Source organism: Amycolatopsis sp. NPDC098790 (assembly GCF_044759945.1).
Classification (GTDB): Bacteria; Actinomycetota; Actinomycetes; order Mycobacteriales; family Pseudonocardiaceae; genus Amycolatopsis.
Genome location: NZ_JBIWAI010000006.1, coordinates 547,518 through 568,488 on the forward strand (window position 1 = coordinate 547,518; position 20,971 = coordinate 568,488).

Consider the following 20,971-nt stretch of genomic DNA (forward strand, 5'->3'; position numbering starts at 1 on the left):
CGTGTTTAGGCGGCCCTTTGGGGGATTTCCTTCGCGAAGCTAAGCGTTAGTCTGTCGGGCATGATCAAGCGCACGGTTCTCGACGCCAGCCGCGAATTGCTTCGCGAGCTCGGCATCACCACGATCTTCGGCAACCCCGGTACCACCGAAGTGCCCTTCCTGACCGATTGGCCGGACGACTTCACCTACATCCTCGGCTTGCAAGAGGCCGCCGTCGTGGCGATGGCCGACGGCTACGCGCAGGCCACCCGCGAGGCCGTCCTGGTGAACCTGCATTCCGCGGGCGGGGTCGGGCACGGGCTCGGCAACCTCTTCAACGCCTACCGCAACCGGACTCCGCTGATCGTCGTCGCGGGACAGCAGACGCGGTCGCTCATGCCGCACGATCCCTTCCTGGGCGCCATCGACGCGCCGGACTTCCCGAAGCCGTACGTGAAGTGGTCGGTCGAGCCCGCCACCGCCGAGGACGTCCCGGCCGCGCTGGCCCGGGCCTACCACGTCGCGACGCAGGCGCCGACCGGTCCCGTCTTCGTGTCCGTGCCCGCCGACGACTGGACCGCCACCACCGAGCGGCCCGTCATCGCCCGGCCGCGGATCCGTGGCTTCGCACCGGATCCCGAGTCCGTCGCCGAACTCGCGGCCGCCCTCGCCGCCGCCGAACGACCGGCGATCGTCGTCGGGGGAGCGGTCGACCAGGATCGCGCGATCGACGAGACCGTCGCGCTGGCCGAGCGCCTCAACGCCGGCGTGTGGGTCGCGCCGATGTCGTTCCGCTGCTCGTTCCCCGAGAACCACCCGCTGTTCCAAGGGTTCCTGGATCCCGAACGCGGCGTGATCGCCGACCGGCTCGCCGCGCACGACCTCGTCCTCGTGCTCGGGGCGCCCGCGTTCACCTACCACGTCGACCGTGGGCGCGGGGAAACCCCGCTGCCGCCGCTGTTCATCCTCAGCGACGACGAGCAGATCCTCGCGCGTGCCTTCGAAGGCACCGGTATCCGGGCGACGCCGAAGCTGGGTATCCGCGCGCTGCTCGACGCGGTCGGCGAGACCACGCACCCGGCTCCGGCGCCCTTCGCGCGTCCCGCGAAGCCGGCCGGCGACGCACTCACCGCGGAGTACGTCTACTCGACGCTCGCGGACCTGTTGCCGGACAACGCCATCGTCGTGGAGGAGGCGCCCAGCCACCGCGGGGTCCTGCACGACCACTTGCCGATCACGTCGGCCGACACCGGCTTCCTGACGACGGGCAGCGGTTCCCTCGGCTACGGCGTGCCGGCCGCGGTGGGCGCGGCGCTCGCGCGGCCGGACCGCAAGGTGGTCGGTGTGATCGGCGACGGTTCGAGCATGTACGGCATCCAGGCCTTGTGGACCGCGGCGAAGCAGAACGTGCCGGTGACCATCGTCATCTTCGACAACTCGCAGTACGCGGCCGTCCGCCTCTTCGGCGAGTCGATCGGCGGCGGCAAGCTGCCCGGCACCGAGCTCGGCGGCATCGACTTCGCGGCGCTGGCTTCGAGCTTGGGTTGCCAGGGCGTGACGATCTCGGAAGCCTCGGGCCTGGTCCCCGGTCTGACCGCGGCTTTGAACGACCCGCGCCCGACGCTGGTGCACGTTCGCGTCATTTCGGCGGAGGAATCGCCTTACTGACGGTTGTCCGCAGACGGTTCCGGCCGGGATGTGGTCCATTGTGGACCGCGTCCCGGCCGGTCGAGTTCGGTGGTGTCGGCTTCGCGGTGCTGGCGTCGAGCTTGATGGCGTTTGCCCGCAAACGGTTCCGGCCGGAACGCGGTCCACTGTGGACTACGTTCCGGCCGGCCGGTGGAGTGGGTTCTCAGTCGGTCTGCGGCGCGATCATCTGCGTCGCGTCGACGGGCGCGGTGATCGCACCCATCTGCAGCATCAGGTCGGGCACGCGCTGGAGGCGCCGGGGGTCGAGCTTGACGCCGAAGCTGGGCAGGCCGAGGAGCTTGGCCGCGTCTTCGTCGATCTTGGCGTACTTGACCAGCAGCGGCTCGATCTTCGACCGGTCCTTGTTCATTTCGCTGGTGGCCTTCTGCAGGGCGCGCTGGAAGGCCGCGAGGGTCTTCGGGTTCGCCTGCACCCACTTGCGGGTTGCGCCGTAGCCCGACAGCGGGAAGTCCTGCGTGGCGCCGGTGTTGACGTCGATCACCGGGATGGCGCCGGCGGTCTTGGCGGTCTGCGTGAGGAAGGGCTCGGGCAGCAACGCCGCGTCGACGTTGCCCTGCTGCAGGGCCGCCGCGACGTTCGGGAAGGGCATCTGGACCCAGTTGACCTTGTTGTAGTCGACGCCGTGGTCCTTCATCAGGGACTTGGCCAGCAGGTCGCTCGCCGTGTTCTTGGCCGTCATCGCGATCCGCTTGTTCGCCAGGTCGGTGACCGTCTTCACCGGCGAGTTCGGCACCGTGACGATCGCGACCGACTTCGGGCTGACCGAGGTCGCGTCGGCGACCAGTTCGAGGTCGGCCGTGCCGGTGGCTTTCGCGACGAAGAAGGGCATGTAGCTCGAGATCGCGATGTCGGTTTCGCCGGAAACGACCTTCGTCATCGCCGCCTGACCGCTCGCGGCCACGATGGACTCCACCTCCAGGCCTTCGGCCTTGAAGTAGCCGGCGTCCTGGGCCAGCCAGAGCGGCGCGGTGTCGACCGTGGGCAAGATCGCGACCTTGATCTTCGGCTTCTCGAGGGTGCCGCCGTTCGATGCGCCGTCCGAGCTGTCGGAACCGAGCGCGCCGCAGCCGCTGAGTGCGGTGGTGGCAGCGACGGTCAAGGCGAGCCCGAGCGCGGCGCGGCGAGTGCGAACCCGGCGACGGCTCATGGCATTTCCAAGCAAGACCTGCTCCTAGTGGAGGATGTGGCAATCGGCAGGCCGACGCCAAGGGAGAAGTGTGACCCATTCCGCGGAATCACGCGGGCCACTGTAGAGGCGGTGACGGTTTGCTCACAACGGGTGCGATCATCAATCATCAGAGTGATCTGCGTCACTCCTATGGCCTATGGTCTAAGTCTGCTGCTCCACACGCCGTAATCGCTCACTGAGTGTTAGATCAAGATCTTGAAAACGAGACGACGAGCCGGTGTGTCCCCTGTGGAGTGACCGGTTCGAAGCGATCCCGCGCGCTGCGTCGAATTGTCTTGCGGTGACACGCAAGGCGCATCGTCGAAATCGTCGAATATGATCGTGGGCGCGGAAGTGACACCTGAGTCTCGTTCGTCGCGGAATGGTGGAGCGCCGGCGGCTGTTCGCTGGTCGGCGATTCCGGGTGGCGTCGCGGACCCCGCCGCGGCAGTGGATCTCCCGGTGTGAATAAGGTATCGCCGTTCGCTCGATTCCGGTCCGTTGACGGTTCGGACCAGTCGAGAGTGGACACACGGGGCGATCTCCTCCTCCCGAGGAGATCGCCCCGTGGCTTGCCGTCCGCCACCGGTGATCCCGGGGTTCGCCGCGGTCCAAGGTGGTCGAAATAGCGTAAAACAGTTACGCTAGCCTGATGAGAAGTACGATGACAGCCACGGTCCGCGAGATCGACACCGTCGACGACTTCGCAGCTGCCGTCGGGGTCTACGCCGAGGCGTTCGGCGCGGCCGCCGGGGGCACCACGGTGACGGTCGAGTTTCTCCGGCTGCTTTCGGCCACCGGTCACTACGTGGCCGCGGCCTTCGACGGCGGCACCGTCGTGGGGTTCAGCGCCGGCTTGTTCGGTGCGCCCGGACGGGACACGTTCCACAGTCACGTGACGGCCGTCGGGGGCGCGGCTCGCGGCCGCGGGATCGGCCGCGCCCTCAAGGAACACCAAAGGGCCTGGGTCGCTGCGCGCGGGGTGCCGACCATCACCTGGACGTTCGACCCGCTCGTGCGCCGGAACGCGTACTTCAACCTGACCCACCTGGGGGGCTCGGGCCACCGAGTACCTGGTCGACTTCTACGGACCGCTCGACGACGACGTGAACCGCGGCGACGAGTCGGATCGGCTTCTGGTGGCTTGGGAAACGAACGAGGACCGCGCCGGCGAGCCCGTCGTCTCGAACGCTCCCGTCGTGACGGTCCCCGTGCCGCACGACATCGAGGAACTGCGCCGGCAGGATCCCGACAGTGCGCGAGCATGGCGTCGAGAGGTCCGGCTCGCTCTTCAGTCCGAGCTGACAGCCGGCGCTGAGATCATCGGTTTCGGCGACTCGGGTTACCTCGTCCGCCGCGGAGACTCCCGATGAAGATCAGCGGTGTCGAGCTCGTCCGGATCGAACTCCCTTTGACATCACCGTTCCGCACGTCGTTCGCGGTCGAGACCGTCCGGGACGCGCTGCTGGTGCGTGTGGTCTCCGACGGCGCCGAGGGATGGGGGGAGTGCGTCGCACTCGCCGACCCCGTCTACTCCTCGGAATACGTCGACGGGTGCATCGACGTGCTGAAGCGGCACTTCGTGCCGGCTCTCGTGTCCGCCGGTCCGATCGGGGCGCACGAGGTTTCGCCGCTGCTGTCGCGGTTTCACGGCCACCGCATGGCGAAGTCGGCTCTGGAGATGGCCGTGCTCGACGCGGAACTGCGCGAAGAGGGACGGTCGTACGCGCGGGAGCTGGGGGCCACGCGGACGGTCGTGCCCTGCGGGGTGTCCGTCGGCATCATGGACTCGCACCCCGAACTGCTGGCAGCGGTCGGCGGCTACCTGGAAGCCGGTTACCGCCGCATCAAGCTGAAGATCGAACCCGGCTGGGACGTCGAAGCCGTGCGGGCCGTGCGCCGGGAGTTCGGCGATTCCGTCCCGCTGCAGGTGGACGCGAACACGGCCTACCGCCGCCAGGACGTCGCCCACCTCAGGCGCCTCGACGAGTTCGGCCTCCTGCTGATCGAGCAACCGCTTCCGGAAGAAGACCTCCGCGGGCACGCGATGCTCGCGGCCCGGCTCGAAACGCCCGTCTGCCTGGACGAGTCGATCGTGTCCGCCGCGGCCGCGGCCGACGCGATCACGCTGAGCGCCTGCTCGATCGTCAACGTCAAGCCGGGCCGGGTGGGTGGTTACCTCGAGGCGCGTCGCGTCCACGACGTGTGCGCGGCCCACGGCGTACCGGTGTGGTGCGGCGGCATGCTCGAGACCGGCATCGGCCGCGCGGCCAACCTCGCTCTCGCCGCGTTGCCGAACTTCGTTCTGCCGGGCGACATCTCGGCGTCGGAACGCTATTACGCCGAAGACATCACCACCCCGTTCACGATGGCCGACGGGCACATGGCCGTCCCGGAAGGTGCCGGTCTCGGCGTGGCACCGATCGCCGCCGTGCTGGACCGGCGGGCGACCCACCGGGAGTGGCTCACGCCGTGACGCTCGCGGCCGCGGTCCGGTCCTCGACCAGGATTCCGTCCATCCACACGGATTCGACCCGGGCCTGCAGGTCGTGGAAGTCGAGCGGGTCTCCGGAGACGACCACGAGGTCCGCCCGCTTGCCCGGTCGCAGGGTCCCGTAGTGCTCGTCGACGCCCAGGAGCTGCGCGCCGACCAGGGTCGTGGACCGCAGCACCTGAGCCGGGGTCTGGCCGAACCGGTGCATCAGCTTGAGTTCTTCCAGGTTCCGGCCGGGAGCGGAGCCGACGGCGTCGGTGCCCATCGCGATCTTGACCCCGGCCTCGACGGCGCGGCGGAACGAGTTCGCGTGCGCCTCGAGGACGGCGTGCGCCTTGGCCAGCGACGCCTCGGTCAGCCGCGCACCGTTCGCCGCCGCCTCGATGACGCTGAGCGGGGCGGACAGGGTCGGCACGAGGAACGCGTCGCGCTCGAGCAGGAGGTCGATCGCCTCGTCGTCGAGGTGGATGCCGTGCTCGATCGAGCGGACGCCGGCGCGGAGGGCGTTCTTGATGCCGTTGGCGCCCTGCGCGTGGGCCATCACCCCCAGCCCGGCCGCGGCCGCCTCGGCCACCGCGATCTCGAGCTCGTCGGCGCCGTAGTGGGCGTGCCGCGGGTTGTCGCGCGGCGACATCACGCCGCCCGACGAGGCGATCTTGATGACGTCGGCGCCGGCGCGGACGACCTCGCGCACCTTGCGCCGCACCTCGTCGGGACCGTCCGCGACGCCGTGCGGCCGGCCGGGGTGGGCGATGCGGCCGTAGAGCTCGTTGCCCGACGCGTGCCAGCCGTCCGCGTGCCCGCCGGTCTGGCTGATCATCGTGATCGCGATCTGGAGCCGGGGCCCGGCGATCAGGCCCTCTTCGAGCGCCTGCTTGACGCCGAGGTCCGCGCCGGCGGCGTCGCGGGCGTGGGTGATGCCCTGCCGCCGCATCGCGCTGAGGTGCCGGGTCGCGTGGTAGTACGGGTAGGAGAACGGCGTTTGCAGGCGCTCGGCGGTGTCGACGCTGCGCAGGACGACGTGGACGTGGCAGTCGAACAGACCCGGCAGCAGGGTCCGGCCGGCGCACGGCACCTCGGCGTCGCCGTCGAGACCTGTACCGATCTCGAGGATTTCGCCGTGCTGCACCAGGACATCGGCCTCGAACGGCGCCGACCCGGTTCCGTCGACGACCTGGCCTCCGGTGAAGACGGTGCGTGTCATGCGAGTCCTTCGGTCGTGGGAACTTCGAGCTGCAGCAGGATCGAGCTGTGGGACTTGCCGTGGATGTCGAGCGCCAGGCTCCGGGTGACGCCGCCGTGGAGTGCGCCGTGCAGGACGAACTTCAGGGCGTGCAGGCCGGGCACCTCGTAGCGGTCGACGGGCCCGGCGGCGAAGTGGCTTCGCACGACGGCCGCAGTGAGCCACTCGACGAGGAACGCGTAGTGCTCGGGACGCCGGGCGAACACCGAGATGTCCGAGGTGTCGCCCTTGTCGCCGGCCCGGGCGTGGGCGAGGTCGTGGAGCCTCATGGCACGACCTGGACGTCGACGCGGGGGACCGCCTTCGAACGCGGCAGGAGCGCCGAGGTCACCGACACCTGTTCGCGCACGTGCCGGGTCGCGCCGCCGCCGCCCGCGGGACCGTTGAGCCACAACGAAACGACCTCCCGGCCGATGAGGTGCGCCTGCTCCTCCGTGGCGACCCGGCCGGCCACGCGCGCCCGGACCTCGGGGTGATCGGAGCCGACGTCACCGGCGGCCCCCATCGAGTCGACGCCGATGAGCTCGAACCGGCCGTCGGCCATGTCCGGGAGGAGGTGGGACAGGCGCGTCCGGACGACGTCGAGCGCGAGCCGGCCTCGCGCGACCGCGTTGGCCCCGGCGTAGGAAATCTGGCCCTCGCCGACGAAACCGTCGAGGTAGCCGATCGACACCTTGAGCCGGTCCGGCCGTTCGCGACCGCGCGCCCCGGACACCGCGACGACGTCCGCCGCGACCTGGTCGAACGTGATGCCGGCGAAGTCGGCCACGACGTCCGAGGACACGTACGCGCGGGGATCGTGCACCTCGTAGAGGATCTGCTCGGCGCACGTGTCCGGGGTGACGGTGCCGCCGGTACCGTCCACTTTGGTCACGACGAACGAGCCGTCGGCCGCGACGTCCGCGAGCGGGAACCCGAGGTCCGCGAGGCCGGGCACGTCGGTGACGCCCGGATCGGCGAAGTAGCCCCCGGTGACCTGCCCGGCGCATTCGAGCAGGTGGCCGACGGACACCGCGACGCCCATGCGATCCCAGTCCGACGGCGACCAGCCGAACTCGTGGACGAGCGGGGCGACGAACAGCGACGGGTCGGCGACGCGTCCGGTGAGCACGACGTCGGCACCGCGGCCGAGTGCCTCCACGATCCCCTCGGCACCGAGGTAGGCGTTGGCGGCGACGATCCGGTCGTCGAGCGTCACGTCCGGCTCGAGCAGCTCGACGACCTCGGGGGACGTGCGGACCACGTCGAGGACGTCGTCGCCGGTGACCACGGCGATCCGCAGCCCGGTGATGCCGAGCCGCCGCGCGACATCGGCCACGACCCGCGCGGCGGCCGCCGGGTTGGCGGCGCCCATGTTGGTGATGATCCGCGTGCCGCGCTCGACGCAGGGCCGCAGCGTCGCCAGCATGCGTTTGTCGAGCCAGGGGTCGAACCCGCGTCGCGGATCTTTCTCCCGCTGGAGTGCGGCGAGGGCGATGGTGCGCTCGGCCAGGCACTCGAACACGAGGTAGTCGAGGTCGCCGTGCTCGGCGAGGACCACGGCCGGGTCGATCCGGTCGTCGGAGAAGCCGGCGCCCGAACCGATCCGCACGCGGCGCGGTTCAGGCGACATGGCGCACCATCCACTCGACGAGCGCTTCGTTCTGTGCCCGGCGCGAGGTGACGGCCCCGGCGACCGAGCCGGCGTGCGATTCCCCGGGCAGCATCAGCAGTTCCGCCTCGCAGCCCGCGCGGCGGAGCGCGGAGTAGAGCTGCTTGCCCTGCTCCGGGGGACAGCGGTGGTCCTGCTCGCCGAGGATCAAGAGGGTGGAGGTCGTGCAGCCGGCCGCGTAGGTCATCGGCGACAGGCGCGCGTACTTGGCGAAGTCGGTCGACGGGGTACCGCCGATCACCTCGGGCAGGAACCGCATCCCGACGTCGCTCGTGCCGTACATGCTCCAGAAGTTGGTGGCGGGGTTCTCGATCACAGCCGCGCGGAAGCGGTCCGAGTGCCCGACGAGCCACGACGACATGAAGCCGCCGTACGACAAACCGGCGACGCCCAGCCGGGACGGGTCGGCGAGGCCGCGGTCGATCGCGGAGTCGACGGCGGCCATGAGGTCGGCGTGGTCGCGGTGGCCCCAGTCGCCGGTGATCGCGTCCGCGAAGTCCACGCCGTAGCCGCGGGAACCCCTCGGGTTGACCAGCAGGACCCCGAACCCGGCCTCGCAGAGCACCTGCGCGTCGGCGAAGAACGCCTCGCCGAAGGCCGCCTTCGGCCCGCCGTGGATCAGCAGGACGGTCGGCAGCGCGCCGGCGGAATCGGCGGGCCGCACGAACTTGCAGTCGATCGGGGGACCGTCGGCGGCCTGGACCCAGAACCGGGTCGAAGTGCAGGGGCGCAACACTTTCGCGTTGTGCGCGGCCGTGTCGGAGACGAAGTGGTCCGAGCCGTCGTGGAGGTCGCGTACGCGCAGGTCCGGCGCGACGGTCAGCGAGCCGGTGGCGTAGAGGAGGCGGTCGCCGGCGAGAGCGAGGGGGTAGTGGCAGCCCGGCCCGGTCAGGACCACCTCGTGCGCCGGCGGGCCGGTCAGGCCGAGCCGGTGCACGTCGAGGCGGTCGCCGTCCTGCACGCGCACCCACGCGTGGTCGCCGTCCACCAGGAGCTGGGGCGCGGGGTCCACGAACGGGATGGCGACGTCGGCGATGACGTCGCCGCTGACGTCGAGCCCGAGCCCGGCGGACCGGTCGTCGAGGGCGCCGTTTTCGCTGAGGGTCAGAAGCTGTCCCGTGCGATCCGGCTGCGGCGCGAGCGTCGAGAGGACGACGGTGCCCCCGGCGATGGCGAGACCCAGGAAGTCCGACCCCGTGGCCAGTTCTCGGACGTCACCGCCGGGGGTGACGGCTCGCACGGCCGCGACCGACTCCCAGGTGTCGGGGCTCCACGACGCCAGGTAGACGAGCGTCTCGCCGTCGGGCATCCACTGTGGACCGCGGTTGACCCAGTCGTCGTGCGTCAGCCGCGTTTCCTTCCCCGTCTCGACCTCGACGACGTAGACGTCCGACGCGGAGTCGTCGACGAGCCCGAGGCCGTCGACCCAGCCGACGACTCGCGTCACGCGGTACGGGTGACCCGGAGCGTGCCGCGGAACCGCGGCGGTGAACGCGATGCGCTGGGAATCCGGGCTCCAGACCGGGGTCCCGCCGATGCGGCGGCCCGTAGTCCGTCCGTCGACCAGGATCCGGCTGTCCAGGGTGTCCGGGTCCACGAGGCTGATCGCGGTGCTCCCGTCGTGCTGGGAGAGGAACGCGACGGCCGTCCCGTCGGGGGACCAGGCGGGCGAGTGGTCGCGCGAGGAGTGCCCGACCGCCGCGGCGGGTCCGCCGGACGACGCGCCGATCCGCAGTTCGACGACTTCGCGATCGCCGTCGACGTGCGAGACGCTCCAGGCCACGCGTTCCCCGTCGGGGCTGAGATCGGCGCTGTGCACCAGAGTCATCGCTTCGACGGCCGCGGCGGCGTGCTCGGGGGATCCGGGGTCGGTCATGGTCGGCCTTTCCTCAGGGCATCGACGCGACAAGGCGTTGCGTGTACGAGTGTTTCGGCGCGTCGAGCACTTCGCCGGTCTCGCCGTGCTCGACGATCTCGCCCTTGTTGAGCACGACGACGCGGTCGGTCACCTGCCGCACGACCGCGAGATCGTGGGTGATGAACAGCAGGCCGACCGACCCCTCGTCGTGGATCGACCGGAGGAGGCGGAGGATCTGCGCCTGCACCGACACGTCGAGAGCGGCGACGGGCTCGTCGCAGATCAGCAGCCGCGGCTGGACCGCGAGCGCACGGGCGATGGCGACCCGCTGGCGCTGGCCACCCGACAGCGCCGAGGGCCGGCGGCCGGCCACGCTGTCCGGCAGCCCGACCCGGTCGAGCAGCGCGAGCACTTCGTCGCGGCATTCACCACGCGGGAGCTTCCGCTGCCGCAGCGCTTCGGTGAGCGTGTAGCCGATCGAGTGCAGCGGGTTGAGCGACGAGTAGGGATCTTGGAAGACGCACTGGACGGCGCGCCGGGCCGCCCGCGTCTGCGCCTTGGTCATGGCGGAGTAGTCGGAGACGTCTTCCGAGCCGAGGACGACGCGGCCGCCCGACGGCTTTTCGAGACCCAGGAGGATCTTCGCGATCGTCGTCTTGCCGGACCCGGACTCGCCGACGATGCCGAGGCTTTCGCCCTCGCACACGGAAAAGCTCACCCCCGCGAGGGCACGGTGGGCGCCGGCGCCGCGGCCGTACGTCTTGGTGAGGTCGCCGACTTCCAGGATCCGCGGCCGGGTCGACGCCGGCGAAACGCGTGGCGCCGCGGCGACCACCTCGGCCGGGGTGGCCGCGAGTTCACCGCGGAGGTCGGAGTGGCGTGCGCACGCCGAATGCCTCAGCGGCTCGACCTCGACGAGCGGCGGCTTCGACTCGCGGCAGGAAGCCGTGGCGTACTCGCACCGCGACGCGTAGCCGCACTCGTGTTGCACCTCGCGGGCCGCGGGGACCGAGCCGGGGATGTCGAGCAACGCCGGCTGGTAGTGCTCCCCGGACGGGACGGACCGGACGAGGTCCCTGGTGTACGGATGCGTCTGCGAGTCCTGGAGCAGGGCCGCGGGAGAGCTTTCGACGACCGAGCCGGCGTACATCACCAGGATGCGGCCACAGACCGAGAAGGCGAGCCGGAGGTCGTGGGTGATGAGCACGAGGCTCATCTGCCGCGCCTTCTGCACGCTCAGCAGGAGGTCGAGGATCTCCTTCTGGGTCGTCGCGTCGAGGGCCGTCGTCGGCTCGTCCGCGACCAGCAGCCGGGGGTCCCCGGCCAGGCTCGCCGCCAGGGCGACGCGCTGGGACATGCCGCCGGACAGCTCGAACGGGAAGCGGCCGGCCACCCGCGGGTTGTCGATGCCCACCTCGAGGAGGCGGCGCTCGACTTCGCGTGTCATCGCGGCCCCGCGCGGCGCCTTCCGCCCCTGGGACGTCCGGATCGTCTCGGCGATGTGGTCCCCGGCCGTCATGACCGGGTTCAGCATCGTGAACGGGTCCTGCATCAGCAGGCTGACGTCTCGTCCGCGGAGGGAGGGGAGGCGCCCGGACCCGAGCATCTCCCGGCCGTCGAAGTGCAGCGCGCCGGTCGAGGTGAGACCCGTGGGGAGGAGATCCACGAGCGCCTTGGCCGTCAGCGACTTGCCGGAGCCGGACTCGCCGACGATGCCGACGGTCTCGCCGAGGCGGATGTCGAAGGTGAGCCCGTTGAGCAGCGGGCGCGTCCCGGCGGCGACGCGGAGGTCGTGGACCTCGAGCAGGGGAGTGCCGCCGGCGGCCTGCGGAGTCGTCATTTGCCCGCCCGTTCGGTCAGGAGGTCGAAGACCCGGTCGCCGAGGATGGTGACGGCGACGGCGGTCAGCATGATCAACGCGACCGGCGCGATGGCGGCGTACGGGTTGAGGTCGAGGATGCTGCGGTTCTCCGACAGCATCAGGCCCCAGTCGGTGCTGCCGGCCGCGAGGCCCAGCCCGAGGAAGGCCAGGCCGGACAGCGCCACGAGGCCCCCGACGAACTCGAGCAGGACGTTGGCCACGACGGTCGGCGCGACGTTCGGGAGCACGTGCCGCACGGCGATCGCCGGCTCGCCGAGGCCGACGACCCGGGCGGCCTGAACGTAGGGCAGGTCGCGCTGGGCCAGCACCGCGCTCCGGACGAGCCGGACGTCGCCGGGCGCGGCGAGCACGATGATCACCGCCACGGCGAGGGTGTAACCACCGCCGAAGACCCCGACGACGACGATCGCGAGCAGCAGCGGCGGGATCGCGTAGACCAGGTCGATGACCCGCATCGTCGCGTTGTCGATCCAGCCGCCGGCGGACCCGGCCAGCAGGCCGAGCGCGGTGCCGAGGACACCGGCTCCGATGGCGATGGCCAGCGGGCCGAGGAACGCCCAGCGCACTCCGTAGATCAGGCGGGAGGTGATGTCCCGGCCGAGGTTGTCGGTGCCGAGCCAGTACGTCCCGTCCGGCGGGAGGGCGCTGCTGCCGAGCGACTGCGCCGCCGGGTCGTGGGGCGCGATCCACGGGGCGAACACGGCGGTGAGGGCGAGCAGCACGACGAAGGCGAGGCTGGCCCACCCCAGGACGCCCAGCCTGATCCGGGAACGGGGTGCTTCGGGGGACTGCTCCACGACGGCGGCCGGGTTCATCGGCGCTCTCCTGACTTGCGCAGCCGGGGGTTCAGCAGGTGGTAGGAGACGTCCACCACCAGGTTCGTCACGAGGACGAGCAGTGCGGTCAGCAGCGCCAGCGCCTGCACGACCGGCAGGTCTTTCGCCGTCACGGAGTCCACGAGGAGCGCGCCGAGCCCCTGGAGCCCGAACGCGGATTCGATGAGGACCGCGCCGGTGAGCGCGTAGGCGAACACCAGACCGGACACCGTCATCACGGGGAGGGCGGCGTTGTGCAGGACGTAGCGCCGCCACACGATGCTCGAACGCGTCCCGCGAGCCCGTGCGAACTTGACGAAGTCCCGCTCGGCGACGTCCATCGTCGCGGCGCGCACCTGGCGGGCCACGAGCGCGATCTGCCCGGTCGCGAGCGCCACGGCGGGCAGCGTCAGGTGGTACAGGCGATCGGCGAACTCCTCGCCGCTGCCGTAGGTCGGGAACCAGCCGAGGCCGACGGCGAACACGTAGATCAGCAGGACCGACACCGCGAAGGGCGGCGCGCTGACGCCGATGAGCGTCGTGAGCGTGACGGACGCGTCGAGCTTCGACCCGCGGCGCACCCCGGCGACGAGCCCGGCGGGGATCGCGATCGCCGCGGTGAGCAGGAACGAGTACACCGCGAGCGTCACCGTCACCGGGAGCCGCTCGCCCAGGACCTCGGCCACCGGCTGGCCCGACCGGATCGAACGGCCGAAGTCTCCGTGGAGGGCGTTGGTCAGCCAGATCCGGTACTGCGTCAGCCAGGAGTCGTCGAGGTGGAACTCGGCGCGGATCCGGGCCAGGGCCTCCGGCGACGGGTTGACCGGGCCGAGCAGGATCCGGGCGGGGTCCCCGGGCGCCAGGTTCAGCAGGCTGAAGACCAGGAACGACACGACAGCCAGGACGACTGCCATCGCGAGCAACCGGCGAAGGATGAATCCGGCCATGGTCATGTGCGGTGCTCATCCACCCCTCTGGTCGTCGGCAGTATTCGTAGAATGTTTACGCACTTGCCGAGGATCCGCAAGCTCGGATGTCGGAGCAGGTGATCATCGCCGTCCGTGGCGCTCTGAAAACCTTGACAAACTACGTAGAGTTCTTACGTTAACTGTCGCACCCACGAGATCGGACACCCCATGGCGGAAACGGCGGACTGGCGGCAGCGGTCGCGCGAACTGGCGCTCGACACGCGAGCCGTCATCGACGGCACCCGCGTCGCGTCGCTCGCCGGGCCCGCGGTCGACTCGGTCGACCCGGCGACGGGCGAAGTCCTCGTCACGACGACGTCGGCCGGGCCGGCCGACGTGGACCGCGCGGTCGCGTCCGCGCGCCGCGCCTTCGACGGGTGGTCGTCGCGGACGGCGCCGGACCGCTCGGCGATCCTCCTGCGCTTCGCCGACCTCCTCGACGAGCACGCCGCGGAGCTGGGCCTGCTCGACACGCTGGAGATGGGCATGCCGATCGCCGGGTCCACCGGCGACGTCGCCGTCGCCTCGAGCCTGGTCCGGTGGTGCGCGGAGGCGGCGGGCAAGACACCCGACGCGCTGCTGCCCGGAGCCGGCGACGGCCTGCGGATGAACCTGCGCGTGCCACGCGGCGTCGTCGGCGCCATCACGCCGTGGAACTTCCCGACGTTCAACGTCGTCTCCAAGCTCGCCCCCGCGCTGGCCACGGGGAATGTCGTCGTGGCCAAGCCGTCGGAGATCGCGGGGCTCAGCGCTCTGCGCATCGGCGACCTGCTGCTCGACGCGGGCCTCCCGGCCGGCGTCGTGAACGTCGTGCCCGGGCTGGGGACGGTGGCCGGCGAGGCGCTGGCCGGTCACCCGGACGTCGACTTCGTCAGCTTCACGGGATCCACCGCGGTGGGCCGTCACCTCATGGAGGTCTCGGCGCGGTCCAACCTGAAGCCGCTGTCGCTCGAGCTCGGCGGCAAGTCGCCGCAGGTCGTCTTCGCGAGCGCCCGCGACCTGGACGTGGTGGCCGACGCGGTCTGCGCGGCGGTCTTCTGGAACTCGGGTCAGGTCTGCACCGCGGGGTCCCGGCTGATCGTGGAGGAGGACGTCCGCGACGAGCTGGTCGAAAAGATCCTCTCGCGCGCGCGGGCCATCACGATCGGCGATCCCCTGGACCCTTCGACGACGCACGGTCCACTCGCGACGGCCGGGCAACGCGACCGCGTCGAGTCCCTTGTGGACGAGGCGCTGGCGGGCGGCGCCGAGGTCCTGGCCGGCGGACGGCGGTCCGCGGCCCCCGCCGGTGGCTTCGGTTACGAGCCCACGATCATCCGCGGCGCGGACGCGACGCTGGGCCAGGAGATCTTCGGGCCCGTGTTGTCGGTGCGGACCTTCCGGGGTGCCGAGGAGGCGATCGCCTTGGCCAACGACACCGAGTACGGGCTCGCGGCCTACGTCTGGAGCGGTGAGCCGCGCACCGCGCACGCCGTGGCGCGCGCCATCCGCTGCGGGTCGGTCGTCGTGAACCCGGATCCCGGCGACGAGGCCGAGCCGGTGGGTGCCGTGGTCGAACCGGCCCGGGCGTCCGGCTTCGGACCCGAGGGCGGCATGGCCGGGATGCACGCCTACACGCGGTGGCAGTCGATCTCCCTGAACCTGTGAACGTTGCCTTCCGCGCCTGATTGCGTAACTATTCTACGGACATTGAGGAGAGTCATGACTACGAACAGCCACCCAGTGCGACGGACGGTGCGGATCACGGCTCTCGCCCTCGGCGCCGCCCTCGCGCTGACTGCCTGCGCCGGCGGCGGAGCCGGCAAGACGTCGACGGCTGCCGCGACCGGCAACGAGGTCGCCAAGGTCACGATCGGGGTGCAGTCGCCGCCGCGGTCCATGGACATCGCGCACGCCTCGGACTACCCGTCCGAGCGGGCGATCGATGCCGCGTTCGACCGCGTCCTCGCGCTCGACAACGCCGGCAAGGTCGTCCCGTGGCTCGCCGAGTCGTGGCAGAACCCGGACCCGCTGACGTACGTCTTCACGCTCCGGCAGGGCGTCACGTTCTGGGACGGCAGCCCGCTGACGGCGGACGACGTGGTGTTCTCCCTGCAGCGCCACCTCGACCCGAAGCTCGGCTCGGAGGTCGCGGGCAAGTTCGCCGACGTCAAGGCGATCGCGGCCACGGACGGCAGGACGGTGACCGTCACGCTCGGCAAGCCGAGCGCGAGCTTCCTCTACAACGCCGCGATCCAGTGGACCGTGCTGGAAAAGAAGTACGCCGAGGCGGCCGGGGCCGACCTGGGCACCCCGGCCAAGCCCGGGATGGGCACCGGCCCGTACTCGATCGACAGCTACTCCTCCTCGGACGGGGTGACGCTGACCCGGTTCGACGGGTACTGGGGCGCCAAACCGAAGATCAAGACGCTCGTCATCAAGGCCATCGCCGATCCCGAGGCGGCCCGGCTCGCCCTGCTGAGCCACGACATCGACGGCTACTTCGACGTCCCCCTGATCGCCAGCCGCAAGTACGACAAGCTCGACGGCGTCTCGATGACCTACGCCGACGGTTCGTACGTCGACCTGCTGTCGATGAACGCCAAGGTGGCGCCGTTCGACGACCCGAAGGTCCGGGAAGCACTGGCGCACCTGGTGGACCGCCAGGGCCTCAACGGCCCGCTGTTCAACGAGCGCGCGAAGCTGTCGACGTCGATCGTGCCGGCGGGTCAGCTCGAAGCGCGGCTCGGCGCGGCCGGGGCGAAGAGCGTGCTGGACAAGCTGCCCAAGGTGCCGGCCTTCGACGTCGCCGCCGCCAAGGCCGCGCTGGCCGCGTCCGGCCACCCGGGCGGCTTCACGGCGACGGTGAACGTCGACAAGTCCCAGCCGTGGATGCTCCCGCTGGCGCAGAACCTCGCGGAGAACGCCAAGCAGCTCGGCATCACGATCACGCCGAACGCCGTGTCGTCCGCGACGTGGGCGACCGGGCTTTCGGCGAAGGACCGCGGGCCGCTCCAGCTGGTGGCGCTCGGCGCGACGTCGCCGGACATCGCGGTCCTCCCGGGGCTGATCCTGGGCGACGGCGGATCCAACGTCTCGCAGCTGACGAGCCCGGAGCTGGTGGACCAGCTCGCCACCCTGCGGGGCACGACCGACCCGGCCAAGGTGGCCGCGGCCGTCGAGCCGGTGCTCGCGGCGCCGTTGTCGAGCCTGGCGTACCTGCCGCTGTTCGACGAGCAGGCCGCGTTCGCGCTGAACAAGGATCTGGTCTGGGCCGACGGCGGCTACTCGACGTGGTCGCTCGGGCAGGTGTGGCCGCTGTCGATCCGGTCGACCAAGTAGGACTCGGCTTTGGGAGGTCCCGGCGAGCTGTGCTTGCCGGGACCTTCGCTGTTCCTGGGACTCAGCCGAGCATCAGCTGGGCGACCCGTTCGCCGGCGACGGCGGTCGGCCACGCCGGTGTGGCGCGCGGGATCTCGGGGAAGAGCGAGGCGTCGGCCACGCGCAGGCCGCGGACACCCAGGACACGGGCTTGGTGGTCCACCACGGCCAGGGGATCGCCGGCCGCGCCCAAGCGGCAGGTGCCCGCGGGATGCCAATAGTGCGTGTGGCTTGCTCGGATCCACGCGTCCAGCTCGTCGTCGCTCGTCTTACGGGAGGGAGTGCCGGTGGACGGCGGCCCGACCAGTTCGCTCATTCGCTTGTGGGACAACAGGTCGAGCGTCCACCTGATCCCGAACCGGACGGCGGCGATGTCGTCCCCGTCCGCGTCACTGAAGAACGCCGAGTCGATGACCGGCTGGTCGCCCAACTCTCCCGACACGACGGAGACCGAGCCGCGGGACCGCGGGGTCAGCAACCCGACTGGGAAGACACACGACCAGCCGCCGTCGTCGGCCTCGACCCACGGGTAGACGTGCAGGTCGTAGGGTCCGCGGGAGCGGGGGGATCGCAGCTTCGCGACCGACTGCTCCTCGGGAAGCCAACGCTGTCGCCCGAACTCCTCGAGCCGGTCACGAAGCAGGGCGGTCGCCGGCAGCACGATCTGCGCGGCGGGGTGGTCGTGGAGGTTCCGGCCGACGCCGGGCAGCGCGACGAGCGGCTCGATCCCGGCCGCGCGCAGCCGGTCCGGGTCGCCGATGCCGGAGCGTTGCAGGACCACCGGGCTCCCGTAAGCGCCGGCGCACAGGACGATTTCGTTTCCTCGCACCGTGGACGTCGACCCGTCCCGCACGTACTCCACGTGCGTGGCGCGGTCTCCTTCGAGCAGCACCCGGGTCACCTCGGCTCGGTCGATGATCGTGAAGCCGGGCTGCGAGCGAGCGTCGTCGAGGTAGGAAAAAGACGTGTTCCGGCGGACGCCGTCGACGGCGTTGGCCGGCGGACACCCGGCCCCCTGGGCGCCGTCCAGGTCGCCGAAGTCGTCGACCAGCGGCAGGCCCGACGCGGCGCACGCCTCGAGGAACGCCCGGTGGAACGGCTGGACCTCGTGGGGCGCGTAGTGCTGGAACGCCATGTCGCCGGCGACGCGGTCGAACAGCGGGCCGAGCTCGGCGGCCGACCACCCGACGCCGTTCTCGGCCGGCCACCGGTCGTAGTCCGGGCCCCAGCCCGCGGTCTGCGTGCAGCCGTTGTGGCTGGAGCAGCCGCCCACGACCTTCGCGCGTTCGTACTCGAGCCGCCGGCCGCCGGCGCCGAAGCCGTGGAACCCCCAGTCGTGGGATGTGGGCAGCGAAGCCGCGTCGAGCAGGTCGGCCGGCCAGCCGGCGGGGGAGGGGCCGTAGTCCGGGCCGGCCTCCAGCACGATGACGGACCGGCCGGCGCGGGCGAGCCGGGCCGCGACCACGCACCCGGCGGTGCCGGCGCCGACGACGATGACGTCCGCCGACGTCATGGCTTCGGGGGAGTGATGGGTTCCGTGAACGCGTAGACGATCCCGAGGTAGGCGGACGCCCGTGCCGACGAACCCTCGTCGTCGGTGGCGACGGGAATCTCCGGGTGCGTTCGCCAGCGCAGCAGGTAGCCGACCGTCAGCGCCTCGGTCGCCCAGATCAGGTCCTGGATCGTCCGGCCGGGCACGACACGGCGCTTCGCGTAGCGGAGCAGGGTCGACAGCAGGTGCTCGGTCGAGGCGAGGTAGGCCGAGTTGGCCGATTCCTGGGCTTCCCGCACGAGCTGCGCGGGGGCGAGCGCGCCGAGGCCGAGCGCGAGGAAGAGCTCGGGCGATGACGACGTCGCCTCGAAGTCGGCGTCGCTGACCATCCGGAAGATGTCCTCCGGCGGGGCGCCGTCGGCGACCATCTCGAACGCCTTGCGCTCGATCATGCTCGCGCCCGGGGTCGAGATCTTGTTCATGACGTGCTCCAGCAGCTCGATCTGGAACGCCGCCTGGTCCGGCCAGATGTGGTAGATCGCGCCCGTGGTCATGGGGGCGATGTCGGTGGTCTCGCCGGGCCGGGAGTTGATCTCCTCCAGCACGTCCGCGATCCGGACGCTGGCGAGGAGGTTGTACGGCTCGTCGCCCTCGGAGCCGATGCGGTCGATCGCGAGCGCGGCGGCGGCGTCGAGGAACAGCATCTTCGTCTCTTCGCGCTTGCGTCGGCGCCGTGGAGGCTTCGCCTGGCCGTTCTTGGGGCGGGCGTCGCCCTTGGGCAGGTTCATACCTCGTACCCTAGCCAATGCGCGAGTTACAGTAAATAAATTACGTTAGCCACTGTCCGCTGATGCCCAGCGTCGTGTGGCCCCCGACCCAGATCTCGTTGTCGTGGCGGGAAAGGTGGATGCGTCCCCGGCGCCGGAGGGTCGTGCCCTGCGCCGCGACGTAACGAGCGGGGGCGCGGCCCGCCGGGATCAGCCACTGCGCGACGGCCGCGTTGAGGCTGCCGGTGACGGGATCTTCCTCCCACCGCGTGCCCTCGTCGGTGAACGCCCGGACTTCGACCAGCGCGTCGCTGCCCGCCGGGTGTGGCCCGACGACGCCGACGGCGGAGAAGCCGCTCAGGCGTCCGTAGTCCGGGGTGATGGCCAGGACGGCTTCCGCGGAGGCGAGCAGGACGACCACCCAGCCGGGGCCGTTGTCGGCCCACCGGGCTCCCGCGATCCGGTCCGGGTCGATGCGCAACCCGGCGGCGAGAGCGCGGACCTCGGACGCGGTCACGGGCTCGTCACGCAGCAGAGGGGGTGCGGCGAACCAGAGGAGTCCGGCGTCCGAGCGGATGTGGACCAGGCCGGCGCCGCATTCCTGTTCGATCCGGTCGCTTCGCTGGGGGGTGTTGCCGGCGGCCAGCCAGGCGCGGGCCGCTCCCAAGGTGGGGTGGCCGGCGAAAGGCAGTTCGCGGCTGGTGGTGAAGATCCGCAGCCGGTAGTCGGCCGAGGGGAGCGAGGGGGAGAGGAGGAACGTGGTTTCGGCCAGGTTGGTCCAGCGCGCGATGGCTGCCATGTCGGCGGTGCTCAGGTCGTCGGCGTCGTGTACGACAGCGACCGGATTGCCGTAGGGGAACTCCTCGGCGAAGACGTCTACTTGGTGGAACATCCGCACGGCGCCAGCCTACGGTCGTCGGCGAAAGCCCGGAGGACCGTCGACTAGACGACCGGTCTAATCCGATGCTAGGGTCGAGCCATGCCGATCGCACCGGGAAGCCCCGACACCCGCCGGAGCATCCTCGACACCGCCCAGCGGATCATGGCCCACAAGGGCTACGCCGCGGTCGGCATCAACGAGGTCCTCGCCGCGGCGAAGGTGCCGAAAGGGTCCTTCTACCACTACTTCGCCTCGAAGGACGCGTTCGGCGAAGCCATGATGCAGAGCTACTTCCAGGGGTACCTCGCCGATATGGACCGGACGCTGGAGCGGGGTGGCGACTCGGCCGCCGAGCGGCTGATGGCCTACTGGGAGCAGTGGCGCGAGACGCAGAGCCTCGACGAGTGTCACGGCCGGTGCCTCGCGGTGAAGCTGGGCGCCGAGGTCGCCGACCTGTCGGAGTCCATGCGCCTCGCTCTCAAGGAAGGCACCACCGCCATCGTCGACCGCCTCGAAAAGGTGATCGAACAGGGGCTGCAGGACGGCTCCCTGACCATCGCCGGGGACGCCCGTTCGCTGGCGGAGGTCCTGTACGACATGTGGCTCGGGGCCAGCGTGCTGGCCAAGATCCACCGCGACCGCGGGCCGATGGACACCACCATGGTGGCCACCCGCCGGTTGCTCGGTCTGTAACACCCGCAATC

Annotated in this window: 17 protein-coding genes and 1 pseudogene; 7 read left to right on the forward strand and 11 right to left on the reverse strand. The window is 70.9% G+C overall.

Going from position 1 to position 20,971, the window contains the following annotated elements; genetic code table 11:
- Nucleotides 1-60: 60 nt before the first annotated feature.
- On the forward strand, nt 61-1,647 hold the full coding sequence (mdlC, locus tag ACIQWX_RS39620; RefSeq protein WP_400882498.1) for a benzoylformate decarboxylase: 1,587 nt from the start codon (nt 61-63) through the stop codon (nt 1,645-1,647).
- Nucleotides 1,648-1,831: 184 nt separating this feature from the next.
- On the opposite strand, the gene ACIQWX_RS39625 is transcribed toward mdlC, so the two are convergent.
- Complete coding sequence (locus ACIQWX_RS39625; RefSeq protein WP_400882501.1) at nt 1,832-2,836, reverse strand: ABC transporter substrate-binding protein; 1,005 nt, start codon at nt 2,834-2,836, stop codon at nt 1,832-1,834.
- Between the two features lie 685 nt (nt 2,837-3,521).
- On the opposite strand from ACIQWX_RS39625, the pseudogene ACIQWX_RS39630 reads away from it, so the two are divergent.
- The 3 genes and pseudogenes from ACIQWX_RS39630 to menC form a co-directional block, all read left to right on the forward strand.
- A pseudogene (locus ACIQWX_RS39630) lies at nt 3,522-3,848 on the forward strand (GNAT family N-acetyltransferase); the annotation flags it as partial.
- Between the two features lie 115 nt (nt 3,849-3,963).
- Nucleotides 3,964-4,230, forward strand: coding sequence for a hypothetical protein (locus ACIQWX_RS39635; protein WP_400883143.1), 267 nt, complete (start codon nt 3,964-3,966; stop codon nt 4,228-4,230).
- Nucleotides 4,227-5,333 carry an o-succinylbenzoate synthase gene (menC, locus tag ACIQWX_RS39640; RefSeq protein ID WP_400882503.1) on the forward strand — a complete coding sequence of 369 codons (1,107 nt, stop codon included), beginning with the start codon at nt 4,227-4,229 and terminating at the stop codon, nt 5,331-5,333. Before ACIQWX_RS39635 ends, menC begins: the two co-directional genes overlap by 4 nt.
- On the opposite strand, the gene ACIQWX_RS39645 is transcribed toward menC, so the two are convergent.
- The 7 genes from ACIQWX_RS39645 to ACIQWX_RS39675 are packed head-to-tail and all read right to left on the reverse strand — an operon-like array spanning nt 5,323 to nt 13,753.
- A complete protein-coding gene (locus ACIQWX_RS39645; RefSeq protein ID WP_400882505.1) occupies nt 5,323-6,555 on the reverse strand; it encodes an amidohydrolase family protein in 1,233 nt (410 codons plus the stop codon). The two genes, menC and ACIQWX_RS39645, sit on opposite strands and share 11 nt — an antisense overlap.
- Nucleotides 6,552-6,863: a hypothetical protein gene (locus ACIQWX_RS39650; RefSeq protein WP_400882508.1), complete on the reverse strand. Its 312-nt coding sequence runs from the start codon at nt 6,861-6,863 to the stop codon at nt 6,552-6,554. The genes ACIQWX_RS39645 and ACIQWX_RS39650 overlap by 4 nt, the downstream gene beginning before the upstream one ends.
- Entirely contained in the window at nt 6,860-8,206 is a 1,347-nt protein-coding gene (locus ACIQWX_RS39655; protein ID WP_400882511.1) for an acyclic terpene utilization AtuA family protein, read from the reverse strand. The genes ACIQWX_RS39650 and ACIQWX_RS39655 overlap by 4 nt, the downstream gene beginning before the upstream one ends.
- On the reverse strand, nt 8,196-10,121 hold the full coding sequence (locus ACIQWX_RS39660; protein WP_400882513.1) for a S9 family peptidase: 1,926 nt from the start codon (nt 10,119-10,121) through the stop codon (nt 8,196-8,198). The genes ACIQWX_RS39655 and ACIQWX_RS39660 overlap by 11 nt, the downstream gene beginning before the upstream one ends.
- A 13-nt stretch (nt 10,122-10,134) precedes the next feature.
- A complete protein-coding gene (locus tag ACIQWX_RS39665; RefSeq protein WP_400882516.1) occupies nt 10,135-11,943 on the reverse strand; it encodes an ABC transporter ATP-binding protein in 1,809 nt (602 codons plus the stop codon).
- The gene (locus tag ACIQWX_RS39670) at nt 11,940-12,800 is read right to left on the reverse strand and encodes an ABC transporter permease (RefSeq protein ID WP_400882519.1); all 861 of its coding nucleotides are present in this window, start codon (nt 12,798-12,800) and stop codon (nt 11,940-11,942) included. Before ACIQWX_RS39670 ends, ACIQWX_RS39665 begins: the two co-directional genes overlap by 4 nt.
- Complete coding sequence (locus ACIQWX_RS39675) at nt 12,797-13,753, reverse strand: ABC transporter permease (protein ID WP_400882522.1); 957 nt, start codon at nt 13,751-13,753, stop codon at nt 12,797-12,799. The genes ACIQWX_RS39670 and ACIQWX_RS39675 overlap by 4 nt, the downstream gene beginning before the upstream one ends.
- Before the next feature lie 183 nt (nt 13,754-13,936).
- On the opposite strand from ACIQWX_RS39675, the gene ACIQWX_RS39680 reads away from it, so the two are divergent.
- Nucleotides 13,937-15,415, forward strand: a complete 1,479-nt coding sequence (locus ACIQWX_RS39680; protein WP_400882525.1) for an aldehyde dehydrogenase family protein — start codon at nt 13,937-13,939, stop codon at nt 15,413-15,415.
- Nucleotides 15,416-15,469: 54 nt separating this feature from the next.
- Nucleotides 15,470-17,089 carry an ABC transporter substrate-binding protein gene (locus ACIQWX_RS39685; protein WP_400882528.1) on the forward strand — a complete coding sequence of 540 codons (1,620 nt, stop codon included), beginning with the start codon at nt 15,470-15,472 and terminating at the stop codon, nt 17,087-17,089.
- Nucleotides 17,090-17,150: 61 nt separating this feature from the next.
- Here the strand turns inward: ACIQWX_RS39685 and ACIQWX_RS39690 are convergent, their stop codons facing one another.
- The 3 genes from ACIQWX_RS39690 to ACIQWX_RS39700 are packed head-to-tail and all read right to left on the reverse strand — an operon-like array spanning nt 17,151 to nt 20,279.
- Nucleotides 17,151-18,641, reverse strand: a complete 1,491-nt coding sequence (locus tag ACIQWX_RS39690) for a GMC family oxidoreductase (RefSeq protein ID WP_400882531.1) — start codon at nt 18,639-18,641, stop codon at nt 17,151-17,153.
- Entirely contained in the window at nt 18,638-19,408 is a 771-nt protein-coding gene (locus ACIQWX_RS39695) for a hypothetical protein (protein WP_400882534.1), read from the reverse strand. Before ACIQWX_RS39695 ends, ACIQWX_RS39690 begins: the two co-directional genes overlap by 4 nt.
- 40 nt (nt 19,409-19,448) lie before the next feature.
- Nucleotides 19,449-20,279: a PhzF family phenazine biosynthesis protein gene (locus ACIQWX_RS39700; RefSeq protein WP_400883120.1), complete on the reverse strand. Its 831-nt coding sequence runs from the start codon at nt 20,277-20,279 to the stop codon at nt 19,449-19,451.
- A gap of 87 nt (nt 20,280-20,366) precedes the next feature.
- Here ACIQWX_RS39700 and ACIQWX_RS39705 point away from each other — a divergent pair, with 87 nt between their 5' ends.
- Nucleotides 20,367-20,960, forward strand: coding sequence for a TetR/AcrR family transcriptional regulator (locus ACIQWX_RS39705; protein WP_400882537.1), 594 nt, complete (start codon nt 20,367-20,369; stop codon nt 20,958-20,960).
- Nucleotides 20,961-20,971 lie beyond the last annotated feature (11 nt).